The following is a 19,220-nucleotide window of genomic DNA, read 5'->3' on the forward strand; positions in this document are numbered from 1 at the left end:
CAGCTTGGAGTCTTCACGCGCCTTGAGCATGCCCGGCAGGAAGAAAGCAGTCAGGATCGCGATGACCCCCAGCACGATGGCCAGCTCGATCAGGGTGAAGCCCTTCTGGCGCACACGCTTGGTATTACGTTCGATCATTGATCTATTCCTTTCTCTGTGTTTTTCCTGGGATGGACCTGGCGGTTACAGCTGTGGCACCAACGATGAAGTGCTCGCTTCGCGGATGGGGCGAATACCCGCTTTCTCATGTCGATTCTTCGGTGCGCCAACTCGATCCGAGAGGTAGGGCCGTAGCTCTTTTTCGAGCTGCTCGAACCCGATCACACCTTCGAACACTAGGCGCAAACCATCGTCCCAGAGGTCCTTGAAGGTCCCTTCTGCGATTTGGGAGCGTCTCAGCAAACTGGGGGAGATTCCATTCAAAATGGCCTCCTGAATTTCCGGCGTAAGCTCGAGTACCTCGATGACACCGCGCCGCCCTTTCAATCCGCCAGATTGGTGCGATCCGTTGTTACACACCTGACAGCCTTTGGGGTTTGCTCGATAGAGCTTGAGATCGCCGTTGCTGCCAAACACCGGGTTCGAGCCATACAAGGCGAATCGCTTCTCATCAGACCGGAAGAGGTATTCGACTTTGCAGCTTTTGCAGAGGCTGCGGACCAAACGCTGGGCCATGATGGCTTGCGTGTTGGTTGCGATAATGTCTGTCGGAATATCCATCCTGCCGAGGCGATCCAGCGACTCGTGGGCATTGTTTGTGTGCAAGGTGGTCAAGACCAGGTGACCAGTTTGGCCGGCTTTGAAAGCGTACTCGGCGGTTTCGTTGTCGCGGATCTCGCCAAGTAAGATCACGTCGGGGTCTTGTCGTAGCAACGCTCGGAGAGCGGTAGCAAACGACAAGTGCTTACCGCATTCGGTATGCGACATGCCCTCATGCTGGATCTCCACCGGCTCTTCGATGGTGTGGTAGTTCCGGTTCGGGTCCTGGCCATAGATGTCCAGAAGCATCGCATTGAGAGTTGTGGTCTTACCTGAGCCAGTAGGGCCTGTAACGATGATCAAGCCATTGGGGGCCTCACCCAACCGACGGAGCAGCGCCTTGTTTTCGGCTGACATGCCCAGTCTGTCCAGGTTGGCCAAACTCGTGTCGTTGCCCAATAGACGAACCACGACCTTGGGGGTACTCTCCGAGCCCTTGGTGACAGGAAGCGTGCTAACCCGCAGGTTGATTTTCTTATGGGTCGAGACCGCGAAATCAAACTTCCCATCCTGGGCTGCGTTCAGTTCCAGGGTAAGGCCGCAGTTGTTCTCGATGATCACTCGGCAAATGGCCTCGTGAATTTTGGACGTGTAGAGCTTGCGAGTCAGAAGTTCGCCGTCGATTCGCAACCGGACTTGAACCTGATCACCTTGTGTAGGCTGAAGGTGGATATCCGAGGCATTGAGTTTTGCCGCCTCGCGCACCAGGTCTTCAACTCGCTGTGTCGCGCGGGCCTTTAGCTGCTCGCTGTCATGGACCGCGCTATCGTCATCTTCAGTTTCGATCGCCTTGATCGCTTCCAAGCGGGTCAGGCTCACCACACCAACCTTCGGCTGGTGGATGTTGTTGGTCCTGGCGAACCCTGTGGCACGCTCGTGCATCCGTTTGTGGAACGGATTGGCCATGAAGATGGTGTTACCGTAAATGAACCATGGCTCCCCTTCAGGGCCCTGAGTAATCGAGAGCCCTTCCTCCAGCTCGAAGAACACTTCACGGCCGAGCGCCTTGCCGATCGCATGGGCAACTGCTTCGTCGTCCTTGCAGACGCGGAGGATGTCGGGAACAACCTGCTCGATGACTTCGGATACTGGCTGCGTATCTGCTTGCTGTTGCGTGATTTTCCCCGCCTCAACCAGATTCCGCAGGATCTTTCGTTGAATCCCCTGGATGTTATTGCTCATGGTCAGTCGTCCGCATAGCGTTTGGATTTGGTCCAATCGATTACCAGTTCCCGAGTGCCGTCAGGACCTTTGAAAACTGCCTTGTCGAGCCCAAATCGCTGCAGTGTGTAGTCGTTGACCTTTTCGCCATTGCGTACGATTCGGCGCCCTTGGCTGGTCATTACTACGATCGAGTCAGCCCGAACCTCGAGGAGCGCCAGAAAGTGTTTGGCCTTGTCTTCATCGTCGTCGGGGACGTTTTTCTGAGAGGAGCCAGGCTGGACTGGACCGCCTGGAGCAGCCTGTCCATTTGGTCCGCTCATCCCTAACGTAGGCTGGTCGAGCATGAACGGTGCGGCATTGGGGATGACTGGGTTTTGACCGAACGGGAGGTCAGCTTTATCGGGTTTAGTGCCTGCCTTGCGCACCTCTTTACCCAGAGTTGCGATATCTGTTACACCCAGTGGAGAGCCACTTTCGTCCACAATGAAGCCGGCATCCGACATTTTCTTGTAGGAGTCAGCCATTTCAGCCTGAAGTTTCAGCTGATCGCGCTTGTACTCCATGTCTCCAATCTTCCGACTGCGGTCACGATGAGTGTCTGCATCGTCCGCATCTGCAAGAGCATAGATAGGGAGCACAAATTGAGCTGCCATAAGAGTGCCGATGACAAGATTTTTCATAATCAGGTACCCACGACTACAAAGTTAAGTTTCATCACTCCGTTCGCAATGGAGTAATCGTAGAGATATAGGGGAATTTCCTTTTGAAGCGACCGCACACTTGATATCACTACCTGCGGATCGCCTATTACTTGGCCCGGCCAGCCTTTTAGCGGGCCTGAATAAGTATTCCCCATCTCCGAAGAATTGTTCGCGTCGAAGGTTTCGAACTTGAGCCCATCGAGTTCAAATGATGCAGTAGCCTTTTTCCAAGAGGTCACGAGTTTCGGAAGCTTTTCTAGCTCCGTATACCGCTGAACGTCTTGTCTTGAAGTTTCAATTACTGCATCGATCTGATCGAAGTCTCTTGGGAGAGTGCGGCTCTCCCCCATGGTCATGCTGAATCGAACGGCGCCAACTGCCACGGCTGCAATGACAATCAACATCAGATTCGAAAAGCCAAAGGTTGAAATAGACAGTTTTGAGCGCTTGATAATCATTGGTTGTCGCTCCCGCCAATTTCCGAAGGGTCAATTCGAATGACGTAATTCAGGTGGGGAGTGAATTCCGAAACTATGCCTCGGACTTTCTCAGCCGGATCGAATGGCAAGTATTTGCTCGTTACAAATTGGTGCAGCGTCGTGAACCCGACATGAGTTTCACCATCAGGTGAAGTTTCAAGGTTGTTATCGTAAGCAACCAGCTCACTGATCTTGCCGAGCTCAGCAGAGTTGTCCGGCCACTTATCCAGTCGTTCACGCAGTAGCTCGCCAATCTTGGTGTCTAACTCGTCTCTTTGAATTTGCTTGGTTTTATAGACCGCCATATCAGCGTTATACAGCGTGTACATGCCGTAGTTATATACAAGTGTGGCGATCAGCATCAGGCCGCAGATGCTTGCGACCATATACCAGCGTTTGGTTTGATCGTGCCTTTGCTTTTCGAATAGTTCTTGTCGGGTATATGCCGGACTGGTGGGTAACACCAGATCAAGATTATCAAGACTAATGCGAGAAGCATTTGAGAGGTCGTAGTCCATCCACTCAGGGATGAAATTATCTACAAACTCAGAAGAGCTCAGGATGCTCGAAGGCTTATGGACATCCGTACTAGAGTCCAACCGCAGATAAAGCCCGCGGTCAGGACCCATGGGGAAAATAATAACCTCGTTCCCCAGAGGAACGAGGTTGTTGGCGAACAGGAGCTGCCAGAGTCCATACACGTTAATGCCCGGGTACGACTCTCGCATCGACTTTAGTTCATCTTCGTCGATGTAGATCGCTGGCCGGCCGTCTTCGCGTGGCCCCTCAATGATGGTATACACCTCCGACTCGCGGGAGCTGCTGAGCGCCTGCGAGCCGATGGAGTCACGGCAGATGATGACCTCTTCGCCACCAATCTGGATTGGTACGCCAAGAAGCAACTGATTCATTAGAGAGCACCCTCCACCAATGTGGGGGTGACAACCAGGACCAGCTCACGTCTGTCGAGTTGATTGTTGATGTCCTGGGTAAGAGGGTTCAGCACTGCTTTGGTGACCAGATTCTGCCAAGGCAAATGGCGGAGAGCCTGGTTCATCTTTTTGGTGATGAGACCGCCAAGGTGTACTGCGCGACCAGAACTTGTGATCAGTTGTGTGCTGAACTCCTTGAGATTCACACGAGGAGTTTCGAACTGGAAATCACCGATGGCGATCGTGTCGTTGCCACTCAGGTTCGATATCACCGGCCAGATATCAACCAGGAGCTGGTCGTTATCGAGCACCCGCACAGTCACGCTAAGGGTCACGCCGACTTTCAAGCGGCCCAATTTCGGGGTAACGGTTACGTTGCCCGACTCATCTTGGGATTGCTCGACGTCAACAATGTAGGTGAGTTCTTCGCCCGCATAGATTTGGGCCGGGACACCATTCCGGACCGTAATGTTGGGCTGGTCGGTGAGCTCAACTCGACCGAAGGTTTCCAGGAATCGGATCAGAACATCGGCTTTGACATGCTCAGATTCGTAGGTTCCTTGGACATTCCAGAAAGGGTCGGTGGTTTCAGTCTTCGTGTTGAAGAAATGAAGTCCCAGCGGGTTACCGTTTACTGTGCTCTTAACAAGCAGATCCCAGTCGATCCCTTTCTGCTTGTCGTTGTTGAGGATGACGTCGTAGGCCTCAACTTGCACGTTCACAATTTTGGTGGCTTCGCCGATCGCTCGCTTGAGGAAGCGGTCGAGGATTTTCATTTTCGAGGGCTTGCCGCCGGCGGTGATAATGCCAACGGAGCGAATCCCCTCGATGTAGGGCTCAATTTCTTCGCTCGAGGTCAGGAGACCGAAATCTGCTGGCGAGGGCGCATCGAAGTTCAAACCGCTCGTCATGCCATTATTGTTGCTGCTGCCGTTGCTGTTTCCACCGACAGCCGCACTCGATGCACCTGCAGAACCCTGCGTGCGACCACGGCTACCTTTATCAGACTCTTTCTCGGCACCGATAATCGTCCGAGCGCCTTCCATCACTTTCAGCCACTCATCTTCAGAGAGTTGCAGACCGATGGTTGTGCCAGTCGAGACGTTGGAGTCTTGTTGGTTGTTGGAATCGTCGTCGCCTGCTTTAGCACCCCGAGTCTGAGTGGATGCGATGACGTTGTTGACGTTCCGAGTCGACGCAAAAGTGGCAAGGTTCCACTCGCGGGTTTCGAAGTCGCTAACGATTACACGCTTTCCTACGATCTCGATGTTCAGGTCTCGGGTCCCTTCGATGTATTCGATGAAATCTGCAAGGGTCATCCCAGCAGCAGCTACATCGATTGGATCGTTAAGGTTGACTTTGCCCTTCGGAATGATCGCGTACCCAGGCAGCGTGTCTTGCAGCACGCTTCGAAGCGGCTTGCTCTGTGCCGTTAGGAAAATCGGCCGGGCTTTCGCAATATCTTCAGTCCTGATCTCGCGTACGAAAGTGTTACCCCGGGCAGCCTGAAGAGCATCTTTCGCTTCGGGTCGCAGGGGGGCATTTTTCGCTTCTTCGGAAATGTCGAAGCTGCTGGTACATCCCAACAGGCCGGTGGCAACCAGCAGAGCCAGGGCAATGGATTTCATCTTCATGGGTGTGGCTGCCTTAGTTCGGGCGGTCGGTGATCAGGATCATGGGAGACGGATTTCCCTGTTCGTCAGTCAGGTCCCAGAAATACTGGTAGCGAACACGGGCGTCCCGGACGGAAGCCGTGAGCTTGCGCAGGGCGATGTCACGGGCGTCAGTGGAAATGAACTCGTAGCGGCGGGTCTCAAGCTCAGGCTTGTTGTAGAAGGCTGTTTTCACACGCCATCCGACCGGCATGATCCCTTCCACAATCTCCTTCAGAGTTGCCCCTTGGTATTCGGCCTCAACCGGTTCGTTGATCACCACGGTCGGGTCTACCCGCTCCAGGGTCACTCGTTTGCGAGCAGCCGTTTCGATCATCTCCGCGTTGTTCTCGGCCAGCATGAGAAGCTGTTTGCTTTCTGTGCGGATCTGTTCGATGTCCGTGAGCTGTGCGACCTGTACCTGATCAGCCTTCGACTGCGCCGCTCGGTTCAGTTCCAGGGCTTTACGAATCTCGGCCTCTTGCGCCAGCAGATCCTGCTTACGCTTTGCAGCAGCCTCGATCGCCGTCTTCTGCGCAGCGATGAGATTGCGTTCTGCTTCGCTACGTGCGGCAGTCAGGGCCTGGCGGTTTCGTTCCAGGTCTTCGAGAGTTTTCCTGTATTGCCGTTCGGTCTCTGTTTCTTCTACCGAGGCAACGGGGTTATCGATCGACAGGTCGATCATTGCCGCAGGTGCTGAAGGCGTTTGCGTAGACCGCTTGTAGTCGATGGGCTGCATCACCTGCTGCGCCCTGCCGGCTTCATAAGTGCGATCGAACGGTGAGAGAGTTTCGCTCCGCGCGAGGTGAGAATCATCAAAGGCGGAAGCGTAGGCGCCCTGGCTCAGGAGGCTGACGCCCAGGATGAGGATCGATTTTTTCACTGCGGAGTCCCATAGAGGCTTCTGTTACCTCAATAGTGGGAAGGCAGTGCTCCAAATCCGGGGTTTGGTTGGAAAATCTTTTTTAAAACCTGCATCGTGATCTTGTGTTCACCACGTTGAGATAGTCATGTCCGCTTCTACACCAAAGGTCAAAGCCTCATCTGGGGTTGTTGCCCTGATCGTCATGATTGCAGTTGTCATCCTGGGCTATGCGGCCTACTTAGAATCCACGCATAAGGCATTGGACTTCCAGGCTGAAGCCCTGTCGCCCCACTTCTACATGTTCAAGCCTCATGCAGTGGTTCAGCTCATCGCATCTGGTGGTTACGTAGGGACGCTGGTTGCAGTCCTGGTAGAAGTGCTGCACTGCATTTTCGCGGCCGCTATGGTCTACACCATTGCCAGGGTTGCAGCTTCCAGGTATTTCCGACCGCGGAACACTTCGACTGAAGCCACTGCGGTGAGCGACGATCCCTTCGAGTACGAATGCTCTATTCCAGGATCGACCATGATGATCCTGCTCAGGAACAACAAGGACCCTCGAACCGGAGAGGAAATTGGAGGGGTAACAGACCTCAACCCCTACAACCAACGCTTCTTCCGATGCAACCGAAAACAGGTAGCTCTGAGCCGGGAGCCGTCGACGCCCATTGAACACCTCGAACTGGCCGTGCATGAGTTACTAGCTGCTCATCCCACAGTCCCAGCCAGTGTCGGCGCTCACCATGCCGATGCCACGTTACGCGAGCATTCCCTCGCCATCGCCAAGGAGGTCTTGTCCTATCTGAAGCGCCAGAATGTGCAGGAACCTCTCGCTTATCTCGCTGGGCTGTCTCATGACTTGGATAAGTTATTGGCATATGCCGAGAAGGCGCCTGGCCAGTGGGTTAAGAACAAGGACGCAACACACCACAACACTTACAGCGCTTACATCGTGCGTCAGATGCCGGAGTTCGCGAAGCTCCAGCCGGAGGATCAGAACGTACTCACCCTTGCGCTGCGCTACTACCACCATCCTGCAATGCTTCCGGTTTCTTCTGGCCCGCGCGTTGAGAAGTTGGTCCAAGCGCTGAGACACGCTGACGGTTTCGTGATCCGTGCAGAGAAGCAAGATGGTATTCGCGCAGCCAAGGAAAGCTCCCAGACTGAGGAACTGATCAGGGAGGCCATCCTGAAATTTGTCGGCGAAGCCAACATCAACAAGTTCCGGGCGACTGGAGAAGCAGAGGGTTGGACGAAGGACGCCATGGAGTTCGTCATCATTCCGATGTCACGAATCCTTGAGTCGATCGGCTCACATTTGCCGCTGGAGTTGAGCCGTCAGCTTCAGATGGGAGTTGATACCCGTACCTTCACCCACCCTGCTATTCCGGTGATGCTGGAGACCCTCGAGGGTATGGGGCTTTTGCTCCATAGCTACAATCATCATGACAGCCCATCGGGCCTGTTTGATGTGAAGATTGGGGTGATCAACTTCAATGCTTGCGTATTGCTAGACAAGGAAACCCTGCAAGAGCTCCTACCCGGGGTTGTCGACCGTTGGGGTATGGCGAACTACAAAATTCAAGTTCGTCGCCCCACTCGAGATGGTGGCGCAGAAGAGGAATCGGGCGGTGATTGACCGCCCGATTTAGCATGCGAAACTCAAATCACTTGATGCTGCTCATTCGGTCCCGAGAATGCGAAGGGCAGCCTCAGTGCGAATAGTCCTCTCCGCTCTGTCTTCATGGCCGAGGTTGTTCCAGCAGGCATACGCCTCCGGATAATGCGCCTGCCGTTCCGAGAGTCGGCACATAGTGACCTTGTACTCGTCTCCCGAAAGGTATTCTTTTGCGAACTGAGCCAGCGTCTGGTCCCTCCCGGTTTCCCAGAGGAGAGAAATCACAGTGTCGATTGCGATTTTCCTGCTCTCTCCGTTGAGCCCCCAGAACTGGATTTTCAGATCGCCCTTGTCCGTTCTATAGACGTACTTGGAGAGGAGCTGCTCTGCCTCCTGGTACTGCCCTCGTTGAACAGCCTGCTGAGCCCCGAGTATAAGGCTGCGGTCCTGAATGTCCGCCGCGGTGACCGGGAGTATGGTTTTGCCACCAGTGCACCCAGTCAGGGTTAGGCAAAGAAGCAGAGCATATTTCTTCATCCCTACTACTCCTTAAAGTGGGTTACTAGAGTGAAGGCGTCCCCTGCGCTGAAGAGTACGTTCTGCCGGTTCTGCAGTTGCTTCAGAAGCGAAGGCTTGACCCCGAACATCCGACTTACTTCACCGTAAGTCGTCTCGGGGGTCTTGAGAAGGAAGTAGGTTGAGACGTTTTTCAGGAGGTCCGGAGTGACCTGGTCTGGCTGCTGAACCCCAGCCCAAACACCCACACCGTAACCGCGTCCCTCGGTCGCAATTCGGTTCACTGGACTCAGAGGCGAGGACGAAATTTGTTTGACGTGCTTCCCTTCGTCCGCGATCAGGATGTGGCTTGGGTACTCGGGATTGAAGAGACCAGACCTTCGAGTATCCATAACTCCCATTGCAAAGACACGACTTGCCACAATACGCATGATGATCTGCTGGTGTTCAGACGAGATATCGGTCAGGACGTATCGGTTGATTTTGCCCGCCTGTGATTTTGAAGGGTTACCAGTGAATAGACGGGATTTCACCATGCCCTGGATGATGCTGCGCAAGCCAAAAAGGGAATCCTTGGACCAGAACTCCCAGAACGTTCCGTTGCCAGTGGACTTGTTCTGCAGCGCCTGGAAATCCAGATGCTTTTTGGCGTAGCCATGCAGGACTCCTTCCAAGTCATCAAGGATCTCGTTGACCTTGTCCTCGATCTCTAATGGATCTTTGCCATCCGCCTTCATTTTGACGATGGCCTTCTCTGCCTTCGACTTGGCCTGGCCATAGGCTTTCATGATGTCGGATACCGACCCCGAATCCATGCTGGCCGAGATGGAGTTGAACACGAGATCGATCTCATCAAGGACCTGATCTAAGGTCGGGGAAGGTCTGATCCAGGACTCAATGTCGTCCTGGGAAATTCCGGCTTTGCGGTAAACCTCGTTCAGAATCTCTTCGAGGTAGTCCAATTGCCGCTTGCCGGTATTCGGTGCAAAAACCTTCACCAACTGCTTCATACCTTCGACTGTCATCAGTACCCCACCCCCCTCTTTCGTCCTCGGGACTTGGAGTGGGTTGAGGGAGCTGCCGCCCTCGAAGTAGTTGAACGTGATGTCGTTGAAGTCTTCCGGCCGAACCAGGTGGCTGAGACCAGCCTTTTCGAAACTCTCGTAGGAGAAGTCGCCTTTGATGTCCAGGACGTGGAATGTCATGCCACGGCTGTAGACACGCGCAAGTAGATTTTGAATCGTATGGGATTTGCCTGCGCCGCTTGCCCCTTCGAAGAGGACGTTAAAGTTGCTGGACTTTGCCAGCACCCAGTCCACGGTTTGGCCGCGGCTGTCGCTCCCGATCCTGATGGGATCATAGTGAGTGAGTCCGGCAATGGCCTGACTCAGCGCTGTAGGTTGGGATGGTGCAGCTTGATACATTTGATTCCCTCGAGGAATTTCAGGTCCGAGGCGATGCCCTCAGGCAGGGCAGAGTCTTGGGAAAGCCGGTGATATGGAAACTTGCATGAGGAGCACTCGAGCTCTTCTTCCTGAAGCTTCACGGAATTGCCAGTGGTGTCGGCGATAACAGCGATGGCCTCATCTCCACCACACTCGCACTCGACGGCAAGCCCTCCTTTACTGAGCTTTACGGGACGATCGTCGAACGTACCCTTTACCTTTGCGGCAGGCGTAGCGTTCGGTGCCAGAGTGAATAGCCACTCCTGCCAGTCTTCGTCATGCAACTTCCCGATCTCTTCGCCCTTCTGCTTGACGTCTATTGCGTGCAGGATGTGTGCGAGCTCGTGAGGGATTGCTTCGTCCACCATCGTCTGCATGTCCTGCTGCAGATACAGGGGCTGAATGCGGAGTACAGCTATGCCGTGCGCCTCCCCACTGATCATCATCACATCCAAAGCGGATGAAGTTGGGTCAGTCATTGAGGGGTCGAAACGAAGGTCCAGCCAGATCCTTTCAGCTGGGAAGTCGACGTTGGTCAGCAGCCGGTTAATTTCCTTCGCAGCGAAGAGCTCGCGTGGGTATTCGGCGTTGTGCTGTTTGATGCGGGCGAAAATGGGGATTTGGGCATTCATACCCCAATAGTGGGAGTTGAGTGCCCTATTCCGCCTCTAGGTCCGAGTTAGGAGTTTTTGAACATGTCAGCGATGCGGTTCCACTCCGTAAATTCCCCGGCGTTCCCGTCCTTGATTAACCGGTCCATCTGAGCGATAGGAGCAGAGTCCTGGATGAATTCGATGACATCTCTCGAGCCTTTCCAGCGTTGCATCCCAACGGCGTAGATTGCCTTTCTGCAACGCTCCAGCCTCACTGGATCTGGTTCATCCTCAGCCACACCACGATCATCGTCTTGCGTTCGCTGGGGGGCGGCTACGTTGTCCGATTTCGCATGCGAAACTGGGAAGGGAATGCTTGTCAGGTCGGTAGAGCTTGTATGCGCTTTCAGCAGCTCGAGGATCGCCACATCAGTGAATGTTGGATAGATCAGCTTGGCGTAACCAAGGCAGTAAAATTGCAGATGGATCACATCGTCATCCGATAGCCCAACCTGGATGGTCAGCGTACCTACTGCTTCCGAGTCGAACTCTGTTGCAGTAAGCATCCGGGCGAACTGGCCGTCCTGAAGAGTGAAGCCCTGGAGTCGTTTTGGAGATGCGCTCGCACGAACTATTTCGTATTCCAACCGCGGCTGCTGGTCAGAGAGCCAACGGTATAACTCACGTACCGCGCCGAGCCCAAGGTTGAGACTGAGCTTGTCCGGGTCGTCATTTAGTAGGTACCTGCCCTTCGCTTTATGGGAGAACGTGAGACGGAGTGCTGTGTGCACACTAATCGCCTCGCCGGCGGCATTCACGTCGTTTCGGATGTAGATCGCAGCGTTGAGAGCGTTATTGCTAAACACCTGGTGAGCAGCCAGGTACTTCCCCTTGGCCGGCATCTTCGGGTTGGCGGGTGTATACACCCAGCCAGAATCTGACGGCCGCCCTTTAAGATACTGTGTGTGCTCGGCCTTGAAGTCGATCAGCATGAAGCCCCCCTTTTCATGAAACGCCGGCGGTGGAACGCGATGAGGAACAGCGCACCAGCAATCCAGACCGAATGGGCGACTCCGCAAAGCATGTAGAACAGTTCTCGAACCAAATGATGGACCCGGGTGGCGCCCGCGCTATCAATCACGATTCGTGCCTCTCCCTTGTCCAGGTAATAGAGCACAGCTGCGACGCCATCATCCGAGAGGTCGTTGAACACACCGAAACCATGTCCTTGCGGGAATGGCTTGGGGTGAGCCCTGAAAAAGGAATCAACCCCCTTCAATTGCTCCCTAAGTTCGGGTTTGAAGGCCCCATCCTCGAATGCGGTGCCCCGCCAGCAGGTCACTTTTGCTTGCTCACATTTGGGGGCGAAAGACTCTGCAGAGGCTTCAACCAGGTTGTAGTTCGTCCAAGCGAGATCCTTTGCCCAGAGAGGAAGAACACGGTTCACGAGGACGAGGTGGAAAACGGCAGTGGTGAGACAAACACTGATCAGAGCTACCAAGATCAGGGTACGGTCCATTGTTCTCCACCGAGAGCGGGAAACCCTGATCGCCAGGCCGAAGATACCCAATGCCGCGACTCCTGCGGTGATGAACTGAGGATTTGTACCTTCATTCAGCAGTAGGTCGGCCAGGTCGAAAGTCAATTCCAGTTTTACGAATGTCCAGGCGAGCAAAAGCGCTCCGCAAGTGCCGGCGGCACGCAGAGTTGGTCGGATGGATAGGAAGGCTGCGAGGAATGAAACGAAGTAGATTAGGGTGTGATCGAGGTCAGCAAGATCGAGCATGGTAGGGCTTCCAAATGGGATGCCCTAGAGGTTACCGGCAAGGACTTGGCCTTCCAGTGAAAACGGGGGGCTGAGCGCCAGGGGGCTGATTCTCAGCCCCCTTCAGCGTGACCAGGTCCACGCGCGCCCTTGGCCGCTCCGATCTGCCGCGGAAATTACCGCAACAGCCGAACGCAGGCATCGAAGTCCCACAGCGAAGTGAGTACGTCGACTTTCTGGACGCCGCCCATAAAAGCTTTGAAGAAGGAATCATCGGCAAAGAGAACCAGCACGTGGTTCCCCGGATTCGCCATCTCGTCCGCAGGACTGAAAGCGTAATAACCCATGCCAGGAAACAGCCCCTGCAGCTTCCGGTTCCAGCGCTCGATGTGATCGCGAACGAGTTCAAGCGGCATTGAGTCTGGAAACATCAACTTGGGCGCTGTGTGGCGGGCTATGTTGCCTTCCACCCCTTTGGGGAAATGGCTCTCGAGTGTGAGCCCAGAATTCCCGAAGGATTTCAGCAGGTCGTAGGCTCTGTTCGATACACCGTTCATGATTCACCTCTCGATTTCGGTAAAGGGCGGACGCCACCTCCAAACGCCCTCGTCGAGGATGCTTGGAGGTGACGTCCGCCCTCCCCTAAGGGAGAGGCGGTGTCACTTCAGGCTTAGAACATCCGCAGCACTGCGGTAACCAATCCTTCGACGGTTACTCCCACGGACCAGCCGATACCAGCCATGAACAGATACCAGCCGAGAGCGCGAGCGCTACGACTGGATGCGTCATGGTCGGTGTACATATGGAAGAATTCGCGGTCACCGAGGTTGGCTTCGCCAACAATCAGTTCCGCTTCCTCTTCCTTCTTGGAGATCCCCAGGGCCAACTTAGCGTCGTAATCGATCGCCATGGCATCCCGGGGCAAAGGACGACCTTCGTTTGCTCCCATTGCCCACAGAACCACAAAGTGGCCGTTTGCAGGGTTGAAGATCTTCACCAGCTTTTTACGGCTGACGATCCCTGTTTTCTTGTTCTCCGATTTGATGTGCTGCCAGCCCAACCGAACAATCGACTGGCCTGCATCCTCCCGAGGGAGGCTGAAGACTTTGCCGAATGTCACGCCGTTTACAGGTGGTCGCGCGGCGAAGTGCTCCTGGACCGGCCTCGGGTCAAAGACCTTCACCAGTTTCCAGACAGCACCAGCCAGTTTCAGAACAACCACATCGGCAACAGCAGTCAGCTTTGCTTTCAGAACATGAGTCATGATGTTTCTCCTCTGGGAGCCGGAGCCCAGTTCGCACACTCGAGGGTGGCTGAATGAATTTTCAGGCCCCGCCGGCGCAGGGGTCTGTTCGCAGTGAGTTACTCGTCGCAATCAAAGTCGTCGTTTTCCATCTCTCGCATGAGCGAGTCGGAAACCGGTTTCTCTTCTTTTGCTTTCCGTGCCGCTGCACGCTTCTCCCGCATCTGGTCCCGTTTGGTCAACCTGCGGATCGTTTCCCCCGTTCGGGAGTTATCGATGAAGTCGTGCTGCGTCATGACCTGCAGGAAGGCCTGCAGGCATGCATACGGATCTTCATCCTCCTCCATCATGCGCAGCCGGATGGCGAGCACATGGACGGAGTTGATGATGAGCCAGCAGCAGGGGTCAGTGAACACCGGTTCAAGAGCATCCCTCGCGGAGGTCAGCACGAACTGGCGATTGAGTTCCCAGATCATCGAGCCTCGTTTTCCGAAAACTCGACTCCCCTTGAACGGCTTGCCTACTCGGCGGTACTGGTATCCGAGCTCGTCGGTTTGCCACTTGCCATCTTTGATGACCGGTGCCATTCCGAGAGCCTTCTCCAGGCGCTCGATCGTGGAATTGTCTGAACGGGTATCCGACGTCGAGAGTGCATCCGACAAATCATCATCCTCATCCAACTCTTTCACGCCAGGCAAATAACCGGAGGAGGACCAGAGGGCCTTCCTGTCGATTACCAGCCTAGTTGGGGCCTTTCGAACTGCTTTGGGTTTCTCAACTGCGGTTGATTGATTGATGGCTACTCCAAACAAATCCACCGGTGCATCCGCCTCCGAGGAGGGTTGAATGGGGTTGGATAGGATGGGTTCACCAAAGAGATCGACTTGCATAGTGCGCTCCATAGGGCGCACCACTCCCCTGACGGGGTGTGGTGGCCCGTCAGGGGTGGGAGGGAGGTATTGCTTAGAGGAACAGCGCGAAGTTCTGCGACAGAGCCGGTTTCGGCTCCTCATGCACAACAGGCGTGGACTCAACCGCGTCCGGGACCGTGGTTTCGTCCTCTTCGTCAGTAGCTTGTGCCACAACAACCGGAGTTGCGGTGGTTTGAGCTACAGCTGCTGCAGGTGCAGCAGCGCCAGCCTGTACAGTGCTCGCAACCGACGTTGCAGGCATGGACGCCGCGGCCGCCGAAGCGGTCGAAGCAGGCTGGTTCAAAGTTGCTTGCTGGGCTTGCCCAAGATTGGCTTGAGCAGTCGCAGGAGCTTGCTGAGTGATGTTGCTCAAAGCAGCAGTGGTTGCTACCTGGATCAGGGGTTGGCCATTCTTCAAGCGGTCCCAAACGATGGTCTGGTCACGCAGAGACTTCAGGCATTCCCGCAGATTTTGGAATTCACCACCAGTAAGGAAACCGTTAGCCGGCACCTTGTCCATTTCGCTTTTCAGGGCGTCATGGAGGGGACGGATAAGCGGGTGAATGAAAGCCAGGGAATTCAGCTTCACACACATCGCTTGAGCACGACGGACAGTTCGGGGGTTAACCTTCACTTCGCCCGATTGGCTCCCGGTTGTCTTCTTGTCGAGGGTTTCCAGGATCTCCATGGACTCTTTGCAGACGTGTTGAATGACTGCTCCGAGGACACCCTCCCGCAAAGCAACAACGCTGTCGCGTTGTGCTTCATACAGGTCCGCATCGAACTCGCCATCCTCCATTGTTACCGGAGTGACGACAAACTCGAATTTGAACCGTGCGGCTACCTCTTCCCAAGTTGGTTGGCGCTTACGAAGGTGTTCGGCCAGCAGCATTACCTGGGCAGAGTCGGCACCTTTCGCAATTGCCTTCTGGCTCATCTCTAGCAGGTGCTTGTCGCACATTGCCTGATAGCCAGGTTCATCTTTAGCGAGTTGCTGAGCCCACTCCTCCTTGATCTTGTTCAGCTCGCGGATCTTGATGACCGCTTCGCTGCGGCTCATCACCGCCCCAATGGAGCACATGATGGAGCCGTCTTGCTTCAGGAGGGTTTCGCCGTTTTCACGGAGCCGGGCGTAGTTACGGAGAAAGTCTTTCGGGAAGATCTTCTCAGTCACCAGCTTCCGGATCTCATCGTGCAACTCTTCAACCTTGATATTCAGCACGTCGAGGTCGATCTGACGATCGGCCGCCATCGCGGAAACCAGCAGGTTGATTACTACTACTTTGTTGTCATTTGCAGCGCTGATTACTTGAGTCATCGGTATTTCCTCGCACCCGCCGCGCACGGGGCATTGAGATGAACACCCGGGCGCGGAGCCGGGTGGTTTGAGATCAATGACCTCGAACAAACACCCGGCAGTGAGCCGGATGTTTGGTCCAGCTCACTGAGCAAGGAAGGCCCCCGTGGGGGCCACTGTTACAGCAGACGTAGAATCGTGCCCTCTCCCAGCGGAGTGCGTTGGGAATAGCCGTACTCTGTTTTGTCCAGCACATAGCTGTAGGTTGCACGCATCCAGCTGAAGCTCAAGACGAGGGTGTTGCCCTCATCCCGGACCCGAAGATCGCGCGCGAATGTTCCTACCTCCTCGATGTAGCCCTGGAGTTCGGCTTGGGTAAGACGAACTCCTGTGGACTCGCGACGAAAGTGCAAAACGCTGTCTACTGACCGTCCGTAGACTTGAGTTTGAGTTGCCATTGAATTGCCCTCCCCCGTCGCGCACGGGGTGATCATTGAGAACACCCGGGCGCGAGCCGGATGGTTTTCCAGCTCGTTGGAGAGAGGGAGGCCGCCCCGAAGGGCGGCATCAGTGGTTACATCAGCAGCTGCTTGGCTTGCTCCAGAAGAGCTGGACCAACGTCATCTGCGGTTGCAGCAACGGCGTACGGGATACCCGCCTCTTCCAGCCAGTCCTTTCGGACCTCATTGCCGATGAGGAGGTACACCACCTTGATTCCAGCGTCGACCGCTAACGCAGTCTGTTCTGTAGCCAGGGTCGCACACGACGGAGCACCATCCGTGAGGACAAACATCAGCTTCCTCTGTGCCGGATGGCTTGCCAGGCGTTGGGCTGCTTGGAAAACCGCCTCACCAATCGGGGTGTGATTCCCGCCGGTGATGCTGTCCAGACCGCCAATGCGGTCAACCGCGTTTTGATGGGAGTCCCCGAAGGTCCTCACCACCGTGTTGAGATGGCCAGTTTTTGGAGCAAAGCCCAAGAACTCGCGTGGAGTGTCGATCCTGTGGAACACCTTCTCCATGATCAGCAGGCTCTGCTGGATGGATTTGGCAACTGTCTGCACCTCGTACTCTTTTTCATTGATAGCTTCCCCAGCAGCAATGGCCTTGGCTTTCGCCTTCGCCAACGTCGCGAGAACGCTAGGATCAACCCAGCTTGTCGAGCTGGAAAGATCTGCAAGAACAGAGACCGCTGCGGTAGGGAGTACCGTTTCCTCTTTACGTTCGAAGATACGGCTGTCTCCCATACCTGCACGGTAGAGGTGAGATTGTCCGAGCGAACCGCGGCGCGTCGAGTAGACGTCCGCTTCTTCTCGGTTTAACAGGTAGGCCTGCAGTTTCGTGGCCAGTACATTGACCTTGCGGTCTAGCGCATCAGCCAGTTCACGTGCATGTTCCTTGTCAGCAGGGCAAACAAGCATCCCTTCGACCAGGTCCTTGACCGTTCCAGCCCCCAGTGAGGGTTGGTTCTCCACATCGCTCGGTTCAACTTCGAAAGCTGGAACCGGAGCAGCATCCTGATAGTCCGGGTTGGTACCGTTCTGGATGCTAGTCGCGAGTTGCTGAATCACTTTGTCCATATCCAGGACTTCGGAATCGTCACCACCATTGCTGCTGAGCATTTGCTCGATCAACTCGGCGAGGTCGACCCCGTTTTGCCCTTGGCTGTCGCCTTGGGCATTCTCGGATTGGTTATTGGCATCAGCGTCATCCTCGCCCGGCGCACCTTGGCCATCAGCCTTGGAGTCGGACTCGTCTTCAGCTTTACCGTCATCGCTACCCTGACCACCGGTGTCACCGTTGGTAGGTTCTTGATCATCTTTCTGGCCCTGGCCTTGGCCGTTGTCAGAGGTCTGATCGTCTTCCTGATTACTCTCATCATCCCCTTGCGAGGATTGCTGATCGTCCTGGTCATCCCCTTCGTCACCTTCCGAATTGTCGTCTTCAGGCTCCTCTTGGGGCTGCTCATCCTGCTGGTCACGCTGCTGCTTCAGCATTTCGATCAGCCGAAGGGTGAGATCGCCGGCGTCTTGAGTGGAACGAACGCTCGGGTACTCAGCCAGAAGGATGGTTTCCAGGTTTTCGCGCACCTGGTCGGCATGCTCACCGAAGTGGGCATCGAAGTTTTTCCGAACAGCCGCTAGAGGCTGCTGGTACTCACTCCACCGACGGCTGCGAAGGAAGCACAAGGTGTAGCTTGCAAATGCTTCTTGGGGGCTTTGGCTTCCGTCCCGGAACATGCCGCGATCGAACATGATCGCTGCTCCCTGACGGAAGAAACGCTCAGAACGTCGAGAAGACCGAGTTTGAGCGTATTCCATATACACGTCGTCGACAGCGTTCAGCAGCAGGCCCGCGAAGGCACCATGCTCCATGCTGAACTCCTGAAAAAACGGCACATCGCTGTGCATGATGTGGCCGACTTCGTGGTAACCCCAACGCTTGAACAGGATCAAGTCTTCCTCTGTCAAATTCGCCGGCAGAGACGGCAGGTACGCGACCTTACCGTCGGTGCACGGTCTGACATTCGGACGAATCACGAACTTGATCTTGGAGTTTCTTGCCAGAACACGAAGGAAGGAAATCCAACCGTCCTGGAACTGTTTCGCGGTACGTTGCAGCTTACTCATGATCAGACTCCCTTCCGGATTGCGTAGGCTTTCTGGGCGTGCTCATTGGCCTTCTCTCGCAGCACACGAAGTGCTTGAGTGGGGACCTTAAAGCGGGTGTAGATCACTTGGTCTGCAACGTACGTGGCCCGTTTCAGGTACATCCGAGCGGCAACCCGGTGGTACTTGAGCAGGACTTTGTCTTTTGCTGCTTTGATTGCTTTCTGAATCAGGTTCATGGGTATTTCCTCGCACCCGCCGCGCACGGGGCATCGAGATGAACACCCGGGCGCGGAGCCGGGTGGTTTGAGATCAATGACCTCGAACAACAACCCGGCTGTGAGCCGGATTGTTGGTCCAGCTCACTGAGCGGAGTGACTGCCCCCGAAGGGGCAGTCCGCATGGATCAGCAGGTTTCCCCGCGGATCAATTTTGCTTCCAAGTCATGACGCAGGACTTGGTGGCGATGGCTTAAAAACTGATCTTTGGCCCGCACTTGGTAGGCGGGGTTTTGGATCTCGTTTGCACGGCCTTGAACCTTTTGGGCGAGGCGCGCCGCCTTACGGCGGTAATGCGCACTCATCAAACGGTGGTAGGCATGCAGCACAACGCCAATCCAGAACTTATCCAGAGCAGCATCCAGTTTCGCGATTGCGATTTTCATGGTCTTAC

At 55.1% G+C, this 19,220-nt stretch carries 21 protein-coding genes; 1 reads left to right on the top strand and 20 read right to left on the bottom strand.

What is annotated here, in order from left to right:
• The 7 genes from LT948_RS15275 to LT948_RS15305 form a co-directional block, all read right to left on the bottom strand.
• A partial coding sequence (locus tag LT948_RS15275; RefSeq protein ID WP_232197104.1) for a type IV pilin protein occupies nt 1-138 on the bottom strand: 138 nt, incomplete at its 3' end.
• Between the two features lie 45 nt (nt 139-183).
• Nucleotides 184-1,941: a GspE/PulE family protein gene (locus tag LT948_RS15280; protein ID WP_010792564.1), complete on the bottom strand. Its 1,758-nt coding sequence runs from the start codon at nt 1,939-1,941 to the stop codon at nt 184-186.
• A 2-nt stretch (nt 1,942-1,943) separates the two neighbouring features.
• Nucleotides 1,944-2,603: a hypothetical protein gene (locus LT948_RS15285; RefSeq protein ID WP_019439018.1), complete on the bottom strand. Its 660-nt coding sequence runs from the start codon at nt 2,601-2,603 to the stop codon at nt 1,944-1,946.
• A gap of 2 nt (nt 2,604-2,605) precedes the next feature.
• Nucleotides 2,606-3,082: a hypothetical protein gene (locus tag LT948_RS15290; protein WP_010792566.1), complete on the bottom strand. Its 477-nt coding sequence runs from the start codon at nt 3,080-3,082 to the stop codon at nt 2,606-2,608.
• Nucleotides 3,079-4,014, bottom strand: coding sequence for a hypothetical protein (locus LT948_RS15295; protein ID WP_010792567.1), 936 nt, complete (start codon nt 4,012-4,014; stop codon nt 3,079-3,081). Before LT948_RS15295 ends, LT948_RS15290 begins: the two co-directional genes overlap by 4 nt.
• The gene (locus tag LT948_RS15300) at nt 4,014-5,669 is read right to left on the bottom strand and encodes a type II secretion system protein GspD (RefSeq protein WP_010792568.1); all 1,656 of its coding nucleotides are present in this window, start codon (nt 5,667-5,669) and stop codon (nt 4,014-4,016) included. The genes LT948_RS15295 and LT948_RS15300 overlap by 1 nt, the downstream gene beginning before the upstream one ends.
• 13 nt (nt 5,670-5,682) lie before the next feature.
• Nucleotides 5,683-6,570 (bottom strand): hypothetical protein, encoded by an 888-nt coding sequence (locus LT948_RS15305; RefSeq protein ID WP_021018427.1) that lies wholly within the window; start codon nt 6,568-6,570, stop codon nt 5,683-5,685.
• Nucleotides 6,571-6,697: 127 nt separating this feature from the next.
• Here LT948_RS15305 and LT948_RS15310 point away from each other — a divergent pair, with 127 nt between their 5' ends.
• Complete coding sequence (locus LT948_RS15310) at nt 6,698-8,191, top strand: HD domain-containing protein (protein WP_019439020.1); 1,494 nt, start codon at nt 6,698-6,700, stop codon at nt 8,189-8,191.
• Nucleotides 8,192-8,233: 42 nt separating this feature from the next.
• Here LT948_RS15310 and LT948_RS15315 read toward each other — a convergent pair whose 3' ends face one another.
• The 13 genes from LT948_RS15315 to LT948_RS15375 all read right to left on the bottom strand — a co-directional run bounded on the left by LT948_RS15315 (nt 8,234) and on the right by LT948_RS15375 (nt 19,212).
• Complete coding sequence (locus LT948_RS15315; protein ID WP_010792571.1) at nt 8,234-8,707, bottom strand: hypothetical protein; 474 nt, start codon at nt 8,705-8,707, stop codon at nt 8,234-8,236.
• Nucleotides 8,708-8,712: 5 nt separating this feature from the next.
• Nucleotides 8,713-10,110 (bottom strand): helicase HerA domain-containing protein, encoded by a 1,398-nt coding sequence (locus tag LT948_RS15320; protein WP_010792572.1) that lies wholly within the window; start codon nt 10,108-10,110, stop codon nt 8,713-8,715.
• Nucleotides 10,074-10,763, bottom strand: coding sequence for a hypothetical protein (locus tag LT948_RS15325; RefSeq protein ID WP_010792573.1), 690 nt, complete (start codon nt 10,761-10,763; stop codon nt 10,074-10,076). Before LT948_RS15325 ends, LT948_RS15320 begins: the two co-directional genes overlap by 37 nt.
• Nucleotides 10,764-10,810: 47 nt before the next feature.
• Complete coding sequence (locus LT948_RS15330) at nt 10,811-11,716, bottom strand: hypothetical protein (RefSeq protein ID WP_010792574.1); 906 nt, start codon at nt 11,714-11,716, stop codon at nt 10,811-10,813.
• A complete protein-coding gene (locus tag LT948_RS15335) occupies nt 11,710-12,510 on the bottom strand; it encodes a hypothetical protein (RefSeq protein ID WP_010792575.1) in 801 nt (266 codons plus the stop codon). The genes LT948_RS15330 and LT948_RS15335 overlap by 7 nt, the downstream gene beginning before the upstream one ends.
• Nucleotides 12,511-12,665: 155 nt before the next feature.
• Nucleotides 12,666-13,046: a hypothetical protein gene (locus tag LT948_RS15340; protein ID WP_010792576.1), complete on the bottom strand. Its 381-nt coding sequence runs from the start codon at nt 13,044-13,046 to the stop codon at nt 12,666-12,668.
• 113 nt (nt 13,047-13,159) lie between these two features.
• Nucleotides 13,160-13,753, bottom strand: coding sequence for a hypothetical protein (locus LT948_RS15345; RefSeq protein ID WP_010792577.1), 594 nt, complete (start codon nt 13,751-13,753; stop codon nt 13,160-13,162).
• A gap of 98 nt (nt 13,754-13,851) precedes the next feature.
• On the bottom strand, nt 13,852-14,622 hold the full coding sequence (locus tag LT948_RS15350; protein WP_010792578.1) for a hypothetical protein: 771 nt from the start codon (nt 14,620-14,622) through the stop codon (nt 13,852-13,854).
• A 73-nt stretch (nt 14,623-14,695) separates the two neighbouring features.
• On the bottom strand, nt 14,696-15,961 hold the full coding sequence (locus LT948_RS15355; RefSeq protein ID WP_232197081.1) for a DUF3150 domain-containing protein: 1,266 nt from the start codon (nt 15,959-15,961) through the stop codon (nt 14,696-14,698).
• A 158-nt stretch (nt 15,962-16,119) separates the two neighbouring features.
• Nucleotides 16,120-16,398 (bottom strand): hypothetical protein, encoded by a 279-nt coding sequence (locus tag LT948_RS15360; RefSeq protein ID WP_010792580.1) that lies wholly within the window; start codon nt 16,396-16,398, stop codon nt 16,120-16,122.
• 116 nt (nt 16,399-16,514) lie between these two features.
• Nucleotides 16,515-18,569 (bottom strand): hypothetical protein, encoded by a 2,055-nt coding sequence (locus LT948_RS15365; RefSeq protein ID WP_010792581.1) that lies wholly within the window; start codon nt 18,567-18,569, stop codon nt 16,515-16,517.
• A gap of 2 nt (nt 18,570-18,571) precedes the next feature.
• Entirely contained in the window at nt 18,572-18,787 is a 216-nt protein-coding gene (locus LT948_RS15370; RefSeq protein WP_010792582.1) for a hypothetical protein, read from the bottom strand.
• A gap of 167 nt (nt 18,788-18,954) precedes the next feature.
• The gene (locus LT948_RS15375; RefSeq protein ID WP_010792583.1) at nt 18,955-19,212 is read right to left on the bottom strand and encodes a hypothetical protein; all 258 of its coding nucleotides are present in this window, start codon (nt 19,210-19,212) and stop codon (nt 18,955-18,957) included.
• Nucleotides 19,213-19,220 lie beyond the last annotated feature (8 nt).

The organism is Pseudomonas sp. CP-1 (genome assembly GCF_021213715.1).
GTDB lineage: Bacteria > Pseudomonadota > Gammaproteobacteria > Pseudomonadales > Pseudomonadaceae > Pseudomonas > Pseudomonas aeruginosa.

What these genes read in the sequence shown, in the direction of transcription:
- LT948_RS15280 (WP_010792564.1), bottom strand. Translation starts at nt 1,941, where the DNA reads ATGAGCAATAACATCCAGGGGATTCAACGAAAGATCCTGCGGAATCTG.
- LT948_RS15285 (WP_019439018.1), bottom strand. Translation starts at nt 2,603, where the DNA reads ATGAAAAATCTTGTCATCGGCACTCTTATGGCAGCTCAATTTGTGCTC.
- LT948_RS15290 (WP_010792566.1), bottom strand. Translation starts at nt 3,082, where the DNA reads ATGATTATCAAGCGCTCAAAACTGTCTATTTCAACCTTTGGCTTTTCG.
- LT948_RS15295 (WP_010792567.1), bottom strand. Translation starts at nt 4,014, where the DNA reads ATGAATCAGTTGCTTCTTGGCGTACCAATCCAGATTGGTGGCGAAGAG.
- LT948_RS15300 (WP_010792568.1), bottom strand. Translation starts at nt 5,669, where the DNA reads ATGAAGATGAAATCCATTGCCCTGGCTCTGCTGGTTGCCACCGGCCTG.
- LT948_RS15310 (WP_019439020.1), top strand. Translation starts at nt 6,698, where the DNA reads ATGTCCGCTTCTACACCAAAGGTCAAAGCCTCATCTGGGGTTGTTGCC.
- LT948_RS15315 (WP_010792571.1), bottom strand. Translation starts at nt 8,707, where the DNA reads ATGAAGAAATATGCTCTGCTTCTTTGCCTAACCCTGACTGGGTGCACT.
- LT948_RS15320 (WP_010792572.1), bottom strand. Translation starts at nt 10,110, where the DNA reads ATGTATCAAGCTGCACCATCCCAACCTACAGCGCTGAGTCAGGCCATT.
- LT948_RS15325 (WP_010792573.1), bottom strand. Translation starts at nt 10,763, where the DNA reads ATGAATGCCCAAATCCCCATTTTCGCCCGCATCAAACAGCACAACGCC.
- LT948_RS15330 (WP_010792574.1), bottom strand. Translation starts at nt 11,716, where the DNA reads ATGCTGATCGACTTCAAGGCCGAGCACACACAGTATCTTAAAGGGCGG.
- LT948_RS15335 (WP_010792575.1), bottom strand. Translation starts at nt 12,510, where the DNA reads ATGCTCGATCTTGCTGACCTCGATCACACCCTAATCTACTTCGTTTCA.
- LT948_RS15340 (WP_010792576.1), bottom strand. Translation starts at nt 13,046, where the DNA reads ATGAACGGTGTATCGAACAGAGCCTACGACCTGCTGAAATCCTTCGGG.
- LT948_RS15345 (WP_010792577.1), bottom strand. Translation starts at nt 13,753, where the DNA reads ATGACTCATGTTCTGAAAGCAAAGCTGACTGCTGTTGCCGATGTGGTT.
- LT948_RS15350 (WP_010792578.1), bottom strand. Translation starts at nt 14,622, where the DNA reads ATGCAAGTCGATCTCTTTGGTGAACCCATCCTATCCAACCCCATTCAA.
- LT948_RS15355 (WP_232197081.1), bottom strand. Translation starts at nt 15,961, where the DNA reads ATGACTCAAGTAATCAGCGCTGCAAATGACAACAAAGTAGTAGTAATC.
- LT948_RS15360 (WP_010792580.1), bottom strand. Translation starts at nt 16,398, where the DNA reads ATGGCAACTCAAACTCAAGTCTACGGACGGTCAGTAGACAGCGTTTTG.
- LT948_RS15365 (WP_010792581.1), bottom strand. Translation starts at nt 18,569, where the DNA reads ATGAGTAAGCTGCAACGTACCGCGAAACAGTTCCAGGACGGTTGGATT.
- LT948_RS15370 (WP_010792582.1), bottom strand. Translation starts at nt 18,787, where the DNA reads ATGAACCTGATTCAGAAAGCAATCAAAGCAGCAAAAGACAAAGTCCTG.
- LT948_RS15375 (WP_010792583.1), bottom strand. Translation starts at nt 19,212, where the DNA reads ATGAAAATCGCAATCGCGAAACTGGATGCTGCTCTGGATAAGTTCTGG.